Raw genomic sequence first — 18,397 nt, forward strand, 5'->3', positions numbered from 1 at the left:
TCCGACATTATTCGGGTGGAGGGCATGCACAAGTGGTACGGCGATTTCCACGTGTTGCAGGACCTCAACCTGACAGTCCGCCATGGTGAGCGGATCGTTATATGTGGCCCTTCCGGTTCGGGTAAATCCACGTTCATTCGCTGCATCAACCGATTGGAAGAGCATCAGCAGGGCAAGATCATTGTCGACGACGTGGAACTGACGGACGATGTGCGCCAGATCGACAGCGTCCGGCGCGAGGTTGGCATGGTGTTTCAGCATTTCAACCTGTTCCCGCATTTGACGGTGCTCGAGAACTGCTGCCTGTCACCTATCTGGGTGCGGAAAACGCCGCGTAAGGAAGCCGAGGCCACGGCGATGGAATACCTGGAACGGGTGAAAATTCCGGACCAGGCCAATAAGTTTCCAGGCCAGCTTTCGGGCGGCCAGCAACAGCGGGTGGCTATCGCCAGGGCGCTGTGTATGAAGCCGAAAATCATGCTGTTTGACGAGCCGACGTCCGCGCTGGACCCTGAGATGATCAAGGAGGTGCTGGACGTCATGATTGAACTGGCCGGTAGCGGCATGACCATGTTGTGCGTCACCCATGAAATGGGCTTCGCCAAGACGGTGGCCGACCGGGTGATTTTCATGGACGGCGGTGAAATCGTTGAAGAGGCGCCGCCCCACGATTTCTTCACCAACCCGCAGGAACCCAGAACCCAAAAGTTCCTGAAGCAGATCCTGCAACACTGAACGAAAAGAGCCGGGCGATGCCCGGCTCTTTTTATAGTGGTTGCTTGGTTAGAACGGGTTCCTTTTCCGGTTCCACCTCCAGCCACCAGACGTTTTCGTCCCAGTCTCCGAGTACAATCCGCTTTGCCGGCTTACCGCCTGCCTCCAGCTCGTGAACCGCCGGACGGTGGGTGTGGCCGTGGATCAGGCGCTGCACCCCGTGCGCTTCCATTTCCTTCACCACCTCATCCTGGGTGACATCCATAATGAACTCTTCCTTGCCCTGGTTCTTGGCCATGCTGATTTCCCGTAACTGACGGGCCATCTGCTGACGTTCGGCCAGGGGGCGTTGGAGAATCATCTGCTGCCATTGCGGGTTGCGCATGTTGGCGCGGAACTTCTGATACTCCACATCCGCGGTACACAGGCTGTCACCATGCATCAGCAGGGTGGGCGTGCCATAAAGGTCCACCACCGTCGGGTCATCCAGTAGGGTGGCGCCGACTCGGTTGCAGTAATCCTTGCCAATCAGAAAGTCCCGGTTTCCGTGCATCAGGAACAACCTGGTGCCCGAGTCACTGACCGCGCGCAATGCCGACGCAATCTGCTCCTGCAGGGGCGTTCGCTCGTCATCGCCAATCCAGGCTTCGAAAAAGTCGCCGAGAATGTAGAGTTGCTCCACACCGCGGACCTTCTCTTCAAGAAACCCCAGAAACGCATTGGTGATGTCCGGGCGGGACTCTTCCAGGTGTAAATCTGAGATGAACAGCGTGGTCACGCTGCGCCTCCATCCCCTGTGATCTCGGCTTTCTCGATCACCACGTCCTCAGCTGGCACATCCTGATGGCCTGAGCGCATGGTGGTACGCACGGCGCGAATTGCGTTTACTGTTTCCATGCCTTCCACAACCTTACCGAAAACGCAGTAGCCCCAGCCTTCGGCGTTTTCCGCAGTGTGATCAAGGAAGCCGTTGTTCTCGACGTTGATGAAGAACTGCGCCGTGGCGGAGTGCGGGTCCATGGTACGGGCCATGGCAACGGTGCCCTGCATATTGCTGAGGCCGTTGTTGGCTTCGTTTTGAATGGGCTCGCGGGTCTTTCGCGGGGTCATACCCGGTTCAAAGCCGCCACCCTGAACCATGAAGTTGCTGATGACACGGTGGAAAATCAGCCCGTCGTAGAAGCCGTCGCGAACGTACTGTTCGAAGTTTTTGGCGGTCTCGGGGGCCTTGTCGTAATCCAGTTCCAGAGTGATGTCACCGTGGGAGGTTTTCAGCAGAATCATCAGGGTTTCCTGTTCAAGTAGGTATTAAAAGCAACGTGGCTGATATTGTACTGAAGAGTTTGTACGCGTGCATGAGTTAGGCAATGATTTGTGAGTATAATACGCGGTTTCAGATACACACCCTACGATTGAGATTGTATGAGCGCCGAGTCCAAGAAAGCCCATAACTTCATCCAGAGCATGATCGAAGACGCCGTTGCCAAAGGCGAGCACGCGGGTAAGGTTGTGACCCGTTTTCCGCCTGAGCCGAACGGTTACCTGCACATCGGCCACGCCAAATCCATTTGCCTGAATTTCGGCATTGCTGAAACCTTTGGCGGCGAATGCACGTTGCGGTTTGATGATACTAATCCGGAAAAGGAATCCCAGGAGTACATTGACTCCATCAAGCAGGATGTTCATTGGCTGGGTTGTGAATGGAGCGGGGAGGTTCGCTACGCTTCGGACTATTTTGACGCCATTTACGACTTCGCCGTTGAGTTGATCGAAAAGGGCAAAGCCTATGTGTGTGCGCTGACTGCGGATCAGATGGCTGAGTACCGGGGCACGCTTAAAGAGCCGGGCCAGAACAGCCCCTATCGTGACCGTCCGGTAGAAGAAAACCTTCAGCTGTTCCGCGATATGCGCGCCGGTAAGTATCAGAACGGTGAGCTGGTGCTGCGCGCCAAAATCGATATGGCCTCCCCGAACATCAATCTGCGGGACCCGATTTTGTACCGGATTCGCTACGCCGACCATCACCAGACTGGCGATAAATGGTGCATCTATCCGATGTACGACTTCACCCACCCGATTTCCGACGCCATGGAGGGGATTACGCACTCCCTGTGCACCCTGGAATTCGAGGATCATCGCCCGCTCTATGATTGGGTGCTGGACAACATCTCAGCTCCCTGCCAGCCAAGGCAGATCGAGTTTGCCCGGCTGAATCTCAATTACACCATCACCAGCAAGCGCAAGCTCAAGCGTTTGGTGGACGAAGGCTTTGTGGATAGCTGGAATGACCCGCGCATGCCCACCATCTCCGGCATGCGCCGCCGTGGTTATACCCCGGAGTCCATCCGTACCTTCTGCGACATGATCGGTGTCAACAAGGCCGGCGGCACCGTGGATATGGGAATGCTGGAGCACGCCATTCGCGAAGACCTGAACACCCGTTCGCCCCGCGCGATGTGCGTAATGCGCCCGCTGAAGGTGACACTGACCAATTACCCGGAAGACAAGACCGAAACCCTGGTGTTGCCGGTTCACCCCCAGAACCCGGACATGGGCGAGCGGGAAGTCACCTGGAGCCAGGTTCTGTACATCGATCGCGAAGACTTCGCACAAGAGCCGCCCCGCAAATGGAAACGCCTTGCTCCGGATCAGGCGGTGCGCCTGCGCGGTGGTTACGTGATGACCTGTCGTGAGGTTATCCGTGACAACAGCGGTGAGGTTGTTGAATTGAAGTGTGAGTACGATCCCAACACGCTGGGCGTGAACCCTGACGGCTATAAACCGAACGGTGTGGTTCACTGGGTATCAGCGACGGACAGCGTTGAAACGGATATTAATCAGTACGACCGGTTGTTTAACCATGAATCGCCGGACAGTGATAAAGAAACCGACTTTGTGGACTCGATCAATCCGGAATCTCTGGTTGTCCTCAAAGGTGCCAGGGTAGAGAAAAGCTTGGCCCAGCCCCGTACTGATTTACCGTATCAGTTCGAGCGTGAGGGGTATTTCTTCTGCGATCAGGAACTGACTGAGGCAGCAGGCCGTCCGGTGTTTAACCGTACAGTGACCCTCCGGGATTCGTGGGGGAAGGGCAAGTAAGTTAGGGCCGCGGTCCCGGAAGGCCCTGCCCGCCTGGTCCGTCGAGTTCGGTGGTACATTCATTCAATCTTTTAACGAGCGTAGCGTGATTAGAATCTACAACACCCTGAGTCAGCAAAAGGAAGAGTTCAAACCGATAGAGCCAGGAAAGGTTCGCATGTACGTCTGTGGCATGACGGTGTATGACTACTGTCATCTGGGGCATGCGCGGGTGTTGGTGGCGTTTGATGTGATCACGCGGTACTTGCGTCACAGCGGCTACGATGTCCACTACGTTCGCAACATCACCGACATCGACGACAAGATCCTGCGCCGCGCGGACGAGAATGGCGAAGTCTATAGCGACCTCACCAAGCGCATGATCAAGGCCATGCACGAGGATGAAGCTAAGCTGGGTGTCCTGTCGCCGACAGAAGAGCCGTGCGCTACCGAATACATTAACGAAATCGTGGCCATGATCCACAAGCTTGTTTCAGGCGGTCATGCCTATGCCGCTGACAACGGCGACGTCTACTTCTCCGTCGAGTCGTACTCCGATTACGGCAAGCTCAGCAAGAAAAAGCTTGAGGATCTCGTGGCTGGCGCAAGGGTGGATGTCCAGGAAGCCAAGCGCAGCCCGGCGGATTTTGTGCTTTGGAAGGCCGCTAAAGAGGGTGAGGTAAGTTGGCCTTCACCTTGGGGTGACGGTCGGCCGGGTTGGCATATCGAATGCTCTGCCATGTCTAACCGCTGCCTCGGCGAGACCTTTGATATGCACGGCGGTGGGCCTGATTTGTTGTTCCCGCACCATGAGAACGAAATTGCTCAGTCCGAGTGTGCCAATGGCCATACCTTTGTGAACACCTGGATGCACGCCGGCGCTATTCGGGTGAACAAAGAAAAAATGTCGAAATCCCTGGGCAATTTCTTCACCATTCGTGAGATCTTTGAGAAGTATGCGCCGGAGGTGGTGCGTTACTTCCTGGTGTCCAGTCATTACCGCAGTCAGGTGGATTACTCGGAAGACAATCTCGCGGAAGCTGGGCGCACGCTCACCCGGCTCTACCATGCCCTGCGTGGTCTGGTGCCCGCCAAGAACGTGGCGGAAACAGAACACGACCAGCGCTTTGCCGAGGCCATGGATGACGACTTCAACACTGCAGGAGCCACTGCGGTTCTTCATGCAGTCGCTAATGAAATCAACCTGCACCGCAGGGAAGGGTGCGACGAAAAGGCTAACGAGCAAGCTGCGGTGCTTGTAAGGCTCGGTGGTGTTCTGGGGCTGTTGCAGCAGGACCCGGAAGCTTTCTTTCAGGCCGACACCGGGGGCGAACTCAGTGCCGACGACATCGAGGCGATGATCCAGGCCCGTGCCGATGCGCGTAAGCAGAAAGATTTCGCCGAGGCGGACCGTATAAGGGATGAGTTGGCAGATAAAGGCATTATTCTGGATGACAGTCGCGAAGGCACCAGTTGGCGCAGAGGATGATGTCAACCAAAGGTCGTGTTGTTGGCGCGGGAATGACCTTGTAGGGAAATTCCCGTACAATACCGCCCTCGAATTATAACGGCCCTGGCAGGTAAATCCGTAAAAGGGCAGGGAATACAGTAACCCACTGAGGCAAACAACGATGACAGAACGCGTACAAGTCGGCGACCTTCAGGTCGCAAAGAACCTGTTCGATTTCGTTAATAACGAAGCAATTCCGGGTACGGGTGTCGACGCTGACAAATTCTGGGCCGAGTTCGACAAGATTGTTCACGAATTGGCTCCCCGTAATAAAGAGCTGCTCACCAAGCGCGATGACATCCAGGAGAAAATGGACACCTGGAATCGTGACCACAAGGGCCAGAAGCTCGACATGGCCGAGTACAAGTCGTTCCTGAAGGATATCGGCTACCTGGTTGATGAGCCCGGCGACTTCAAGATCTCCACCTCAAACGTGGATCCGGAAGTGGCCACCATGGCTGGTCCGCAGCTTGTGGTTCCGGTGATGAACGCCCGTTTTGCGCTGAATGCTGCCAACGCCCGTTGGGGTAGTCTTTACGACGCACTGTACGGCACCGATGCGATCTCCGAGGAAAACGGCGCCGAAAAAGGCCGTGGCTACAACCCGGTTCGTGGCGCCAAGGTCATTGAATTTGCGCGTAACCTTCTGGACAGTTCCGCTCCGCTTGCTTCTGGCAGCCATAAAGACGCAGCCCAGTATCTGGTTGAGGGTGGCAAGCTGGTGGTCAAGTTGCAGAACGGTGAGGCTACTGGCCTGAAAGATGAATCCGGCTTTGTGGGTTACACCGGCGCCGCCGATGCACCTACTGGCGTGCTGTTGGTCAAGAATGGCATGCACTTCGAAATTCAGGTCGATGCCAGCCACCCGATCGGAAAGGATGACGGGGCACATGTAAAAGATGTGCTGATGGAGTCGGCTCTGACCACCATCATGGACTGTGAGGATTCTGTCGCTGCCGTGGATGCTGATGACAAGGCGCTGGCCTATCGCAACTGGTTGGGCCTGATGAAGGGCGACCTGGAAGAAACCTTCGAGAAAGGCGGCCAGCAAACCACCCGCAAGATGCATGGTGATCGCGCCTACACCAAGCCGGAAGGCGGAGAGCTGGTGCTGAAAGGCCGCAGCTTGATGTTCGTACGCAACGTGGGTCACCTGATGACCAACCCGGCCATCCTGCTGAAAGACGGCAGTGAAGTGCCTGAGGGGCTGATGGATGGCCTGATGACCTCGCTGATTGCGATCCACGACCTCAAGGGCACTGGCAAGCTGCAGAACAGCACCACCGGTTCGGTTTACATTGTTAAGCCGAAGATGCACGGGCCTGAAGAAGTGGCGTTTACCAATGAGTTTTTCGGTCGCGTTGAGGATGCGCTTGGTCTGCCGGCGTTCACCCTGAAAGTTGGCATCATGGATGAGGAGCGGCGTACCACCGTTAATCTCAAGTCCTGCATCCATGCCGCCAGAGAGCGTGCCGTCTTCATCAATACCGGCTTCCTGGATCGCACGGGCGATGAGATCCATACCTCCATGGAATTGGGGCCATTTATCCGCAAGGGGCCGATGAAGCAGGCTGCCTGGATTCAGGCCTACGAACAGTGGAACGTGGATATCGGCCTGGAAACCGGTTTCCGTGGTGTTGCCCAGATCGGTAAAGGTATGTGGGCCATGCCGGACCTGATGGCGGGTATGCTGGAAGCGAAGATCGGTCACCCGAAAGCCGGTGCCAATACCGCATGGGTTCCGTCACCAACGGCGGCTACGCTGCACGCTACCCACTACCATCAGGTGAGCGTAGCGGATATCCAGAAAGAGCTGGAAAGCCGCACCCGTGCCAACCTGGATGACATCCTGACCGTGCCGGTTATGGATGATCCGGAATCCCTGTCGGCGGAAGAGGTCCAGCAGGAGCTGGACAACAACGCCCAGGGTATTCTCGGTTACGTGGTGCGTTGGATCGACAGCGGTGTCGGCTGCTCCAAGGTTCCCGATATCAACGATGTGGGCCTGATGGAAGACCGCGCTACCTTGCGTATCGCTTCGCAGTTGCTGACCAACTGGCTCTACCACGGTATCTGCACCGAAGAGCAGATCAACGAAACCATGAAACGCATGGCGGCAGTGGTTGATCGCCAGAACGCGAACGACCCGTCCTACCGTGACATGGCGCCGGAATTCGAGGGCAGTATTGCCTTCCAGGCTGCCATGGATCTGGTTCTCAAGGGCCGCGAGCAGCCGAATGGCTATACCGAGCCGCTTCTGCACGCCTATCGTCTGAAGGCGAAAGAGAAGTACGGTCAGTAATCAGGGCCGGCGAACAAAAAACCCCGCGAATGCGGGGTTTTTTTGTGGGGCCGGATTAATCCTTGTGTAACTCGTTCGCTGCATAGAGCGTGTTCTGTAGCAGCGTCGCAATCGTCATGGGGCCTACGCCGCCAGGCACTGGGGTGATGTACGCAGCCCGCTCCGAAGCCGCAGCGAAATCCACATCGCCACGCAGCTTACCGTCGTCCATCCGGTTGATGCCCACATCAATCACGGTTGCTCCGGGCTTGACCCACTCGCCCTTGATCAGTCCCGGCTTTCCGACCGCGGCAATCAGGATGTCCGCTTCCCGCACAAACTTCTCAAGATCGTCGGTAAACCGGTGGCATATCGTTACTGTGGCGCCTTTGAGTAACAGTTCCATGGTCATGGGGCGGCCGACGATGTTGGATGCGCCCACGATAACGGCGTGCTGGCCCTTGTAAGGGGTGTCTACGCTGTCCAGTAGGGTAATGACGCCTGCAGGCGTGCAGGGTCTCAGGGCCGGTTTGCGCTGCATCAGGCGGCCGATGTTGTAGGGGTGGAAACCGTCCACGTCCTTGTCGGGGCGAATCTTTACCAGAATGGGATCCGCGTCCATATGGTCAGGCAGGGGGAGCTGTACCAGGATGCCGTCTACGTCGGGGTTCTCGTTGAGTTCGTCAACCAGGGCCTCCAGGGCTTCCTGTGACGTGTCTTCCGGGAGGTCGTAGGAGAGCGACATGATGCCCGCCTCGTCACAGGCTCTGCGCTTGTTGCCTACGTAGACGTGCGAGGCCGGGTCATTGCCCACCAGTACCACAGCCAGCCCGGGGGCGCGAAGCCCCTGTTGCTTGCGGGCTTCAGTTCCTGCCGCAACCTGTTGTCGCACAGTGGCGGCGATGTCTTTTCCGTTGATCAGTTTGGCGCTCATGTCTTTGTCTTGTCGGTTGTGCGAGAATAAAGGCGCAGCATTGTCTCATGCTTAGGCTCCGTCGCCAATCGAAGGGCGAAAACCCGAAATGCGTGTTGACGGACCGGTTCGGCGCCGGTAATATGCGCGCCAACTTTGCTGAGGTATCTGTTGTTCAGTTGAGACGGGGTATAGCGCAGTCTGGTAGCGCGCCTGCTTTGGGAGCAGGATGTCGGGAGTTCGAATCTCTCTACCCCGACCACTTTCTGGTCAGTCCAGGATATTGAACAGTCAGGTGGGCGAACGGTTTATGCGCTCGTAGCTCAGCTGGATAGAGCATCGGCCTTCTAAGCCGGTGGTCGCAGGTTCGAGTCCTGCCGGGCGCGCCATACCGCAGACGGTTTGATCCGTCCCGGAGACACCGAATCAGCAAAGTTTACCTGAAGTGCCTGTTGGGGTCTCTGCCCGGCGGTAGTCTGGATGTGGTGGACGTAGCTCAGTTGGTAGAGCTCAGGATTGTGACTCCTGCGGTCGAGGGTTCGAACCCCTTCGTCCACCCCACTTTCCTGCTTGCAGTGATCTATGGCTCATTTAGGGACAGAATTCCGATTTTTTTGCCTCGGTGGTGGAATTGGTAGACACGATAGGTTTAGGTCCTGTTGCCGCAAGGCGTGGGGGTTCAAGTCCCTCCCGAGGTACCAAATCAGAAACCCTCTCAGAAACTCTGAGGGGGTTTTTTTATGGGTTACAGAAGTGGCTGGAGAGTGATTCCTGTCACATTGATGTATACAGCCCCCTTTCTTTTTTGGTTTTAATCCCCAACTCTCGTTTCAGATAAAAGAGCGGGGCGCCCATATTCCCGGAAGTTGCCTGTAACAGGTGGATTCTCTCGGCACGGCAAACCGTGATAAACTACCCGCTTTTAAATTTTCGTCCTTTTCAGGGGATTTGTCCTGAAATCGAATTTAGCTTTTACTTTCATTCACATACCGAACCTGTAATTTGAGGATCTTCCATGCAAGTGTCTGTTGAAACGACCTCCAACATCGAACGTCGGATGACAATCGGTGTGCCCGCCCAGGAAATCGACCAGGCGGTTCAGAAACGCCTGCAGGAAACCGCTCGCACGGTAAAAATGAACGGTTTCCGCCCGGGCAAGGTGCCCATGCGTGTGGTGAAGCGTCGTTTTGGTGACAGCGTCCGGCAGGAGATTGTCGGCGAGGTAATGCGCGACAACTACATCAAGGCGTTGCAGGAGCAGGACATCAACCCGGCAGGTTGGCCGAAGTTCGAGCCGAAAACCATGGAAGAGGGCAAGGACCTCGAGTTCGTGGCCATTTTCGAAGTATTGCCGGAAGTGGAACTGGGTGATTTCAGCAAGATCTCCGTGGAAAAGCCAAAGGCCGAGATCGCCGATAAAGACGTCGACACCATGATTGACAACCTGCGTCGCCAGCAGGCCACCATGAAGTCGGTCAAACGCAAGTCCAAGAACAAGGATGTTGTACTGATCGATTTCAAGGGCACTGTTGATGGTGAAGAGTTCGAAGGCGGTGCTGCCGAAAACCACAAACTGACCCTCGGTTCGGGCCAGATGATCCCCGGTTTCGAGAAAGGCATTGTTGGCGGTAAAGCCGGTGAAGAGCTTGAGATCGAAGTGACCTTCCCTGAGGACTACCAGAACGAAGATCTGGCGGGCAAGCCGGCCAAATTCGACATCAAGATTCACGACGTTCAGGAGCCGCAGCTGCCGGAGCTGGATGCTGAATTCTTCAAGAAATTTGGTATCGACGCCGAAGACGAAGCCACGTTCCGTGAAGAAGTGCAGAAGAACATGGAGCGTGAGCTCAAGCAGGCGGTCTCCAACAAGGTCAAGAATGACGTGGTTGAGGGGCTTCTTGAAAGCACCGAGCTTGAAGTGCCCACGGCTCTGGTGGATCAGGAAATCGATCGCTTGCGCCAGGATGCAGTACAGCGGTTCGGCGGCCAGGTAGACTTCCAGCAGTTGCCCAAGGAAATCTTCGAAGAGCAGGCCCGTCGTCGTGTGAAAACAGGCCTTCTGTTCCAGGAAGTGGTCAAGCAGAATGACCTGAAGGCAGATCCTGCTAAAGTGGATGAAAAGATCCAGGAAATTGCGTCAACGTATGAACAGCCTGAAGAGGTTGTGGCGCATTTCAACAGCAGCCCGGAGCAGAAGCAGCAGATCGAGTCGTCTGTTCTCGAAGATGCGGTCGTTGATCTGATTCTTGACCAGGCTAAGGTCAAGGAGAAGAAGCTCAAGTACGAAGAGGCTATCCAGGCCGGTCAGCAGCAGCGTTAAAGACGGCAGGGCCATTGCAGATTGGCCCCGCATGCCTGGGGAGTAGAGCAGCCGGTATGTCCGGCTGTTTTCATCTTGGCCCGGTGCTGGCACAGTAATAGCCAATACAGCAATAACGCTGATTCGTAGCAATAAGAAAAACGAGGCGTAGCTGATTTATAAGCGGTGGCGAAAAAACGCCACTTCATTGTCCAGAAGGAGTTCACGCGCATCATGACGCAGACACCAATTGATGGTCCCGCAATGGTTACCAATTCCGGCCTGGTACCAATCGTTATCGAGCAGACCGCACGAGGCGAACGTTCTTTTGACATCTTCTCCCGTCTGTTAAAGGAGCGGGTAATCTTCCTGGTGGGGCCGGTTGAAGACCATATGGCCAACCTGATTGTGGCTCAGTTGCTGTTCCTGGAGTCCGAGAACCCGGACAAGGACATTCATCTGTACATCAACAGCCCCGGTGGCTCCGTTACTGCGGGTATGTCTATCTACGACACCATGCAGTTTATCAAGCCTGATGTGGCCACGCTGTGTGTGGGGCAAGCTGCCAGCATGGGCGCGTTTCTGCTGGCGGGCGGTGCAGAGGGCAAGCGTGCCTGCCTGCCGAATTCGCGGGTTATGATTCATCAGCCGTTAGGCGGTTACCAGGGTCAGGCAACGGATATCGAGATCCACACGCGTGAGATCCTGAAGATTCGCCACACCCTGAACTCCATCCTGGCCCATCACACCGGCCAGGAGCTGGACACCATCGCCAAGGACACGGACCGTGATAATTTCATGGATCCTCAGCAGGCGAAGGACTACGGGCTGATTGATTCTATACTTGATAAGCGTGTACCGAATAAATAATACTGAAGGTAATCGCAACATTCCCTGCTGGCGTATTGAGGTGAGTACGCCAGCAAACCAAGCTCAGAGGTATTTCAATGGCAGATGAAAGAAACGGCAGGGGCGACGATAACGGCAAGTTGCTGTACTGCTCGTTTTGTGGAAAGAGCCAGCATGAAGTCCGTAAGCTCATTGCAGGGCCCTCGGTGTTCATCTGCGACGAGTGCGTCGATCTGTGCAACGATATTATCCGGGAGGAAATCCAGGAAAATGCGCAGGAAGAGGCCAGTGATCGTCTTCCGACACCCGCTGAAATCCGCGACACGCTGAACGAATACGTGATCGGCCAGGACCGGGCCAAGGTGGTGCTATCCGTGGCGGTCTATAACCACTACAAGCGCCTTCGCTACGGTGAGGGCAAGGCCGAAGTGGAACTTGGCAAGAGTAATATCCTGCTGATCGGCCCGACCGGTAGTGGTAAGACCCTGCTTGCCGAAACGCTGGCTCGGATGCTGAATGTTCCCTTCACCATTGCCGATGCGACCACATTGACCGAAGCCGGCTACGTCGGTGAGGACGTCGAGAACATCATCCAGAAGCTTCTGCAGAAATGCGATTACGATGTCGACAAGGCCCAGCGAGGCATTGTGTACATCGACGAAATTGACAAGATTTCCCGCAAGTCTGACAACCCGTCCATCACCCGGGATGTGTCCGGTGAAGGCGTTCAGCAGGCGCTGCTCAAGCTGATTGAAGGCACTGTGGCGTCCGTTCCTCCGCAGGGTGGCCGCAAACACCCGCAGCAGGAATTCCTGCAGGTGGACACCGGTAATATGCTGTTTATCTGCGGCGGCGCCTTTGCTGGCCTGGATAAGGTGATTCAGGAACGCTCAGAGCGCAGCAGCATTGGCTTCTCTGCGCTGGTGAAGAGTCCGGACGACACCAAGAACGCGGGCGATATCATTAAGGATGTCGAAACCGAAGACCTGGTTAAGTATGGCTTGATTCCGGAGTTCGTCGGTCGTCTGCCGGTAGTGGCGACTCTGACGGAACTGGATGAAGAGGCGCTTGTACAGATATTGACTGAGCCCAAGAACGCTCTGACCAAACAGTATCAGAAGCTGTTTGACATGGAAGGCGTGGAACTGGACTTTCGAGAAGACGCACTGCGGGCTGTCGCTCGCAAAGCGATGGAGCGGAAAACCGGCGCCCGTGGTCTTCGTTCCATCATGGAGGCGACATTGCTGGACACCATGTATCAGATACCGTCTGAGCATGACGTCTCCAAGGTGGTGATTGACGAGAGCGTCATCAGTGGCCAATCCGAGCCTTTCAAGATTTATGCAAGCAGCGACCACGCCAAGGCGGTGCCGGAGGATTGATGCTCCGGTCAGTCGGCGTTTAAAAAAGGGCGGAAACGCCCTTTTTTTATGCCCGCACCGGTCCGGGAAGCAATGTCTGAGAGCGTAAAAAGTTGCAATTTTTGCTGTCGCCCCAATGAAGGGTGATATGCTGAATCAAACATCGTCAGAGGATTTTCTATGACCCTGATACCTGAAGAGTCCGTGCAAGAATACCCGCTGTTGCCGCTGAGAGATGTGGTGGTGTTCCCGCACATGGTGGTGCCGCTGTTTGTGGGCCGAGAAAAGTCCATACAGGCACTGGAAGCGGCCATGGAGGGCAACAAGGAAATCCTGCTGGTGGCCCAGAGAGATGCGTCAACGGACGAACCAGGCCCGGATGATGTGTTTGCCATGGGTACTGTAGCCACGGTATTGCAAATGCTCAGATTGCCGGATGGCACTGTCAAGGTCCTGGTGGAGGGCAGCGCCCGTGCAACCATTACCGGCATCGCTGATGACGAGTATCTTGTCGGTACGGCCATGCTGATGGATGAGGACTCGCTGCCGGCCAAGGAAGAGGATGTACTGGTCAAAACCCTGATGGACGAGTTCGAGAAGTACGTCAAACTCTCCAGGAAGGTGCCCTCGGAAGTCTCCAATGCGCTGACCGGCATCAATGAGCTTGAGCGCCTCGCAGATACCATGGCGGCTCATCTGGAACTGAAGATTCCCGAGAAGCAGGAACTCCTCGAAGCCCTCGAGATACGTCAGCGCGTTGACTTGCTGCTGGGCAAGCTGGACGGCGAAATTGATCTGATCGAAGTCGAAAAACGCATCCGCGGCCGCGTCAAGAAACAGATGGAGCGCAGTCAGCGGGAGTACTATCTCAACGAGCAGATGAAAGCCATCCAGAAGGAGATGGGCAGCCTTGGTGAGGGCAACAACGATTTTGAAGAGCTTGAGCAGAAGCTGGAAGAAGCCGGCCTGCCCGAAGAAGCTCGCAAGAAAACCGAAGCGGAACTGAACAAACTCAAAATGATGTCACCGATGTCTGCGGAGGCAACGGTTGTGCGTGGTTACATCGACTGGATGCTTGCCATTCCCTGGAAAAAGCGCAGCCGGGTTCGCCACGACATCGAGAAGGCCCGCGACATTCTGGATGAAGACCACTACGGCCTGGACGAAGTCAAGAAGCGGATTTTGGAGTATTTGGCTGTTCAGAGCCGCGTAAAGAAAGTGAAGGGTCCGGTTCTCTGTCTGGTAGGTCCTCCCGGTGTTGGTAAGACGTCTCTTGGCCAATCGATCGCCCGCGCAACAAATCGCAAGTACACGCGTATGGCGCTGGGTGGCGTCCGTGATGAGGCGGAGATTCGTGGCCATCGCAAAACCTATATCGGGGCTTTGCCGGGCAAGTTGCTGCAGAAGCTGTCCAAGGTGGGGGTGAAGAACCCGCTGTTTCTGTTCGATGAAATCGACAAAATGGGCATGGACCATCGTGGCGATCCGGCGTCAGCGTTGCTGGAAGTGCTCGACCCGGAACAGAACCACACCTTCAACGACCATTACCTGGAGGTCGACTACGATCTCTCCGACGTGATGTTCGTGTGTACGTCGAACTCCATGGATATTCCGCCGGCGCTGCTGGACCGCATGGAAATTATCCGCATCCCGGGGTACACCGAGGACGAGAAGGTTAATATTGCGCTGAAATATCTGTTGCCCAAGCAGGTAAAGGCCAATGGCCTGCGCAAAAACGAATTGGACATGCCGGAGCAAACGCTTCGTGACCTGATTCGCTACTATACCCGTGAGGCCGGTGTACGTGGCCTTGAGCGTGAGATTGCCAAGATCTGCCGTAAAGTTGTGCGCGATCATGTTGAAAGCGGTGACAAGGCCTCTGTGACGCTCTCGCAGGAGATGCTTGAAGACTTCTCTGGCGTCAAGAAGTTCAAGTATGGCCTGGCCGAGGAGAAGAATCAGGTCGGACAGGTGACGGGCCTTGCCTGGACCCAGGTTGGTGGTGAGCTGCTGACTCTCGAATGCGCGCTGACCAAAGGCAAGGGGCGGGTGGTCAAGACCGGCTCCCTGGGCGATGTGATGCAGGAGTCAATACAGGCTGCCCTGACAGTGGTCAGAAGTCGTGCGCTGGGATTGGGTATCAGTGACGATTTCCATGAAAAGCACGATCTGCACGTCCACGTTCCCGAGGGTGCGACGCCAAAAGATGGACCGAGCGCCGGTATCGGCATGTGCACGGCACTGGTTTCTTCATTGACCCAGATTCCGGTTCGGGCCGATGTGGCGATGACTGGTGAGATCACCCTTCGCGGTCGGGTTCTGCCCATCGGAGGGCTAAAGGAGAAGCTCCTGGCGGCCCATAGAGGTGGTATAAAGACCGTCATTATCCCTGATGAAAATGCTCGTGATCTCAAAGAGATACCGGACAATATCAAGGAGTCACTGGAAATTCGACCGGTCAAATGGATTGACGAGGTGCTCGATATTGCACTGGCCTATCCGCCGGAACCGCGCACCGAAGATTCGTCCTCAGAAACAGGGGCAGGTAAGCCCCGTGACGAAGACGGCGACGCTGCAGAGCGCATAAATACACATTAAACACGCGTTGTATTGTTGACATGCGAGAGAGCCCATTGGTATAACTGTTTCGCCGTGAAGCAGCCAATATCAAGGGCTCCCGCGCAGTTAGTGCCTATTCCGAACACCGGTTAGTAACCGAAAGGAATAAAAATAGTGAAGAATGGAATTCTCTGACCGCTTATGCGATAGTCGGGAACGTCCAGGAAACAACAAACCAACCTATAACATCTTCAACCTGAAATCGAAGGGGTTTAGTGTGAACAAGTCCGAACTGATCGATGCAATTGCAGAATCCGCAGATATCTCCAAAGCCGCTGCTGGCCGTGCTCTGGATGCCATGACCACCTCTATCACCGGTGCCCTTAAAAAAGGCGATCAGGTAACCCTGATTGGTTTTGGTACTTTCTCTGTTAAAGAGCGTGCCGCTCGTACCGGCCGTAACCCGCAGACGGGTGCCGAGATCAAGATCCCGGCCTCCAAAGTGCCTGGGTTCAAGGCAGGTAAGGCCCTGAAAGACTCCGTTAAGTAACGGACTCTTTCATCTGGCAATGTCCGGGGTTCCCGGTCATTGTCGGAGCGGTTGGCCCGGTGGCGATACCGCTGCCAGCCTGCTCCGGATGAATTCAAGGCGCATTCCTGAAAGAATGCGCCTTTTTACGTTAAGAGACCCTCACAGACTTTGATCAGGGATCCGGGAGAGACATGCTTCAAGATATTCGGGAAAATGCCCAGGGCACCATTGCCAAAATCATTATTGGCCTTCTGATTGTTTCACTTTCTATCTGGGGAATGGACGCGATTGTCGGTGGTTTTTCCGGCGAGCCTGAAGTGGCCACGGTCAATGGGGAAGACATCACCGAGAGGGAATTTCTCCGGGTTGTACAGATCGAGAGTCAACGTCGCCTGTCAGAGATGGAGAATCCAGATCCGTCGTTGCTGGATGAAGATCAGGTGCGCCAGGATGTTCTCGATGCCCTGATCCAGCAAAAAGTGATGACCCTGAACGCCGAAGATCAGGGGCTGGAGCTCTCCGATGCCGATATTGATTCCCTGATCACCCAGATGCCGCAGTTTCAGGTAGACGGTACCTTTAACCGTGATCGGTTTGTGTCGGCAGTCAGGAATATGGGAATGGGCGTTGCCGAGTTCCGCGAGACCATGCGAAAGCAGTATGTGGTTAACCAGATTCGTGCCGGTATTTCTCAAAGCGGCGTTGTGACGGATGAAAACGTCGCCCAGTTGCTGCGCATTCAGAACCAGACCCGCGACTTCCGCGTGACAACGCTCTCTGCAGACGCTGTAAGCGATCAAGTGGAAGTGACCGAAGCCGATGTGGAAGCGTACTACGATGAGAACCAGGGCGCCTTCAAGCTGCCTGAGAGCGTGGATGCCAGTTACATTGTTCTGTCACTGGCCGCACTTGCCGAAACCATTGAGATCAGTGACGACCAGCTCCGTGATTATTACGAGCAGCGTGCCTCCGAGCTGGCGAGGGAAGAGCGCCGTGCCTCACACATCCTGATTGAGGATGGAGAAAACGCTGACGAGACCATGGCGACGATTCAGGAGCGTCTGGCAGCCGGTGAGTCGTTTGCAGCCCTCGCTGAAGAATTCTCCGTGGATACGGTTTCCGCAGAGCAGGGGGGCGATCTGGGCTTCGCGGATCGCGGTGTCTATGACCCAGCCTTTGAAGACGCTCTGTTTGCGCTTGAAGAAGGGGAAGTCTCCGAGCCGGTGTCCACCAGCTTCGGTGTTCATCTCATCAAGCTTGAGGACGTGCAGAAAACCGAAGCGCCTCCATTGGCGGAACTGGAAGACCAACTCCGCCGTGAGCTTGCCCAGCGTGAGGCCACTGAGCGTTTTGCTGAAGTTCGCTCAGAGCTTGCTGACCTGGCCTATGCGGCTGACAATCTGGCCGGTCCGGCAGAGGAGCTGGGTCTTGAAGTACGGGAAAAGAGTGGCATCACCCGAGATGGCGGTGAAGCGCCTTTTGACCACGCGGGACTGATCCGCCAATTGTTTTCCGAGGATGTGTTGACCGAAGGGTTTAACACCGAGCTGATTGACGTGGGCGATAATATGTCCGTTGTGGCGCGGGTAGGTGAGTACCAAGAGGCACAACAGCAGCCGCTTGAAGAGGTGGCCGACGAGATCCGGGCGGCATTGACCCGCCAGAAGACTCGCGAAGCACTCAACGAGCGTGCTGACTCAATCATCGCTGACCTTAAATCCGGCAAGGACATCGAAGAGTTGGGGGTCGGCGAGTGGCAATCCTATGAGGAGCAGTCCAGAAGCAACCCGGCGCTCGGTGGTGCTGTTATGTCCCAGGTGTTTTCACTTCAGCGCCCTGGCGATGGTGACAATGTCTACGGCTCGGTGGTGTCCGATGGCAGCGCGTCCATCGTGGCTCTCGATGCGGTTAACGAGGGTGAGGTTAACCGTGATGGGGGTGAATTCCGCCAGCTTCGCGGTTTCCTGGCATCGCTTGAGGGGCAGCGTGAGTACCAGGCGTATCAGCAGTTCCTGAGAGAGAGCGCCGAAATAGAGCGGCCGTAACAAAAAAGCACCCGATAATGGGTGCCTTTTTTGCTGTACTGCCATGAGAGGCCCGGGCAACGTCCCGGGCTTTTTAGTTGGTGCGCCAGGCATGGCGCGTAGCGCCTTGACGGGCGCTGTTCCGGTCTAGGTGGTGCTGGCCGGATGACTTGGGGGTGCAAGTCCCCTGTGGGCCCGGCAAGGGGAACCACTAGCCGGACGGCAAGGGTGTCCACCGCGAGGTGGAATCTGAAGGAAGCCGCAGGCAAAGCGCTGG

The 18,397-nt window shown here is 55.8% G+C and carries 13 protein-coding genes and 4 tRNA genes; 14 read left to right on the plus strand and 3 right to left on the minus strand.

Annotated elements, in window-relative coordinates; genetic code table 11:
• Window positions 1–24: 24 nt before the first annotated feature.
• A complete protein-coding gene (locus AC13D2_RS13420) occupies window positions 25–735 on the plus strand; it encodes an amino acid ABC transporter ATP-binding protein (RefSeq protein WP_199447520.1) in 711 nt (236 codons plus the stop codon).
• Between the two features lie 31 nt (window positions 736–766).
• On the opposite strand, the gene lpxH is transcribed toward AC13D2_RS13420, so the two are convergent.
• Together lpxH and AC13D2_RS13430 are read right to left on the minus strand one after the other, a co-directional pair.
• Window positions 767–1,492 (minus strand): UDP-2,3-diacylglucosamine diphosphatase, encoded by a 726-nt coding sequence (gene lpxH, locus AC13D2_RS13425; protein WP_292049742.1) that lies wholly within the window; start codon window positions 1,490–1,492, stop codon window positions 767–769.
• Window positions 1,489–1,998, minus strand: coding sequence for a peptidylprolyl isomerase (locus tag AC13D2_RS13430; RefSeq protein WP_292049741.1), 510 nt, complete (start codon window positions 1,996–1,998; stop codon window positions 1,489–1,491). The genes lpxH and AC13D2_RS13430 overlap by 4 nt, the downstream gene beginning before the upstream one ends.
• 138 nt (window positions 1,999–2,136) lie before the next feature.
• Here AC13D2_RS13430 and AC13D2_RS13435 point away from each other — a divergent pair, with 138 nt between their 5' ends.
• The 3 genes from AC13D2_RS13435 (at window position 2,137) to AC13D2_RS13445 (ending at window position 7,604) form a co-directional block, all read left to right on the plus strand.
• Entirely contained in the window at window positions 2,137–3,813 is a 1,677-nt protein-coding gene (locus AC13D2_RS13435) for a glutamine--tRNA ligase/YqeY domain fusion protein (RefSeq protein WP_292049740.1), read from the plus strand.
• A gap of 85 nt (window positions 3,814–3,898) precedes the next feature.
• On the plus strand, window positions 3,899–5,281 hold the full coding sequence (cysS, locus tag AC13D2_RS13440) for a cysteine--tRNA ligase (protein ID WP_482938751.1): 1,383 nt from the start codon (window positions 3,899–3,901) through the stop codon (window positions 5,279–5,281).
• Window positions 5,282–5,423: 142 nt separating this feature from the next.
• Window positions 5,424–7,604, plus strand: a complete 2,181-nt coding sequence (locus tag AC13D2_RS13445) for a malate synthase G (protein ID WP_292049737.1) — start codon at window positions 5,424–5,426, stop codon at window positions 7,602–7,604.
• Window positions 7,605–7,659: 55 nt separating this feature from the next.
• Here AC13D2_RS13445 and folD read toward each other — a convergent pair whose 3' ends face one another.
• On the minus strand, window positions 7,660–8,517 hold the full coding sequence (gene folD / locus AC13D2_RS13450) for a bifunctional methylenetetrahydrofolate dehydrogenase/methenyltetrahydrofolate cyclohydrolase FolD (protein WP_292049736.1): 858 nt from the start codon (window positions 8,515–8,517) through the stop codon (window positions 7,660–7,662).
• A 164-nt stretch (window positions 8,518–8,681) separates the two neighbouring features.
• Between folD and AC13D2_RS13455 the strand changes: the two genes are divergently transcribed.
• The 10 genes from AC13D2_RS13455 to AC13D2_RS13500 all read left to right on the plus strand — a co-directional run bounded on the left by AC13D2_RS13455 (window position 8,682) and on the right by AC13D2_RS13500 (window position 18,141).
• Window positions 8,682–8,758: transfer RNA gene (locus AC13D2_RS13455), tRNA-Pro, on the plus strand.
• A 50-nt stretch (window positions 8,759–8,808) separates the two neighbouring features.
• Window positions 8,809–8,885, plus strand: a tRNA-Arg gene (locus tag AC13D2_RS13460).
• Between the two features lie 96 nt (window positions 8,886–8,981).
• Window positions 8,982–9,057: transfer RNA gene (locus AC13D2_RS13465), tRNA-His, on the plus strand.
• A 55-nt stretch (window positions 9,058–9,112) separates the two neighbouring features.
• Window positions 9,113–9,197, plus strand: a tRNA-Leu gene (locus tag AC13D2_RS13470).
• Window positions 9,198–9,511: 314 nt separating this feature from the next.
• Window positions 9,512–10,816 (plus strand): trigger factor, encoded by a 1,305-nt coding sequence (gene tig, locus AC13D2_RS13475; protein ID WP_300496354.1) that lies wholly within the window; start codon window positions 9,512–9,514, stop codon window positions 10,814–10,816.
• A 213-nt stretch (window positions 10,817–11,029) separates the two neighbouring features.
• A complete protein-coding gene (clpP, locus tag AC13D2_RS13480; RefSeq protein ID WP_300496351.1) occupies window positions 11,030–11,665 on the plus strand; it encodes an ATP-dependent Clp endopeptidase proteolytic subunit ClpP in 636 nt (211 codons plus the stop codon).
• A gap of 77 nt (window positions 11,666–11,742) precedes the next feature.
• Window positions 11,743–13,026, plus strand: a complete 1,284-nt coding sequence (gene clpX / locus AC13D2_RS13485) for an ATP-dependent Clp protease ATP-binding subunit ClpX (protein WP_482938752.1) — start codon at window positions 11,743–11,745, stop codon at window positions 13,024–13,026.
• A 159-nt stretch (window positions 13,027–13,185) separates the two neighbouring features.
• The gene (lon, locus tag AC13D2_RS13490) at window positions 13,186–15,603 is read left to right on the plus strand and encodes an endopeptidase La (RefSeq protein ID WP_292048288.1); all 2,418 of its coding nucleotides are present in this window, start codon (window positions 13,186–13,188) and stop codon (window positions 15,601–15,603) included.
• A 238-nt stretch (window positions 15,604–15,841) separates the two neighbouring features.
• Window positions 15,842–16,114, plus strand: a complete 273-nt coding sequence (locus AC13D2_RS13495; RefSeq protein ID WP_036205867.1) for an HU family DNA-binding protein — start codon at window positions 15,842–15,844, stop codon at window positions 16,112–16,114.
• Window positions 16,115–16,287: 173 nt separating this feature from the next.
• Complete coding sequence (locus AC13D2_RS13500) at window positions 16,288–18,141, plus strand: SurA N-terminal domain-containing protein (protein WP_278367617.1); 1,854 nt, start codon at window positions 16,288–16,290, stop codon at window positions 18,139–18,141.
• Window positions 18,142–18,397 lie beyond the last annotated feature (256 nt).

This window comes from Marinobacter sp. B-12, assembly GCF_056857915.1.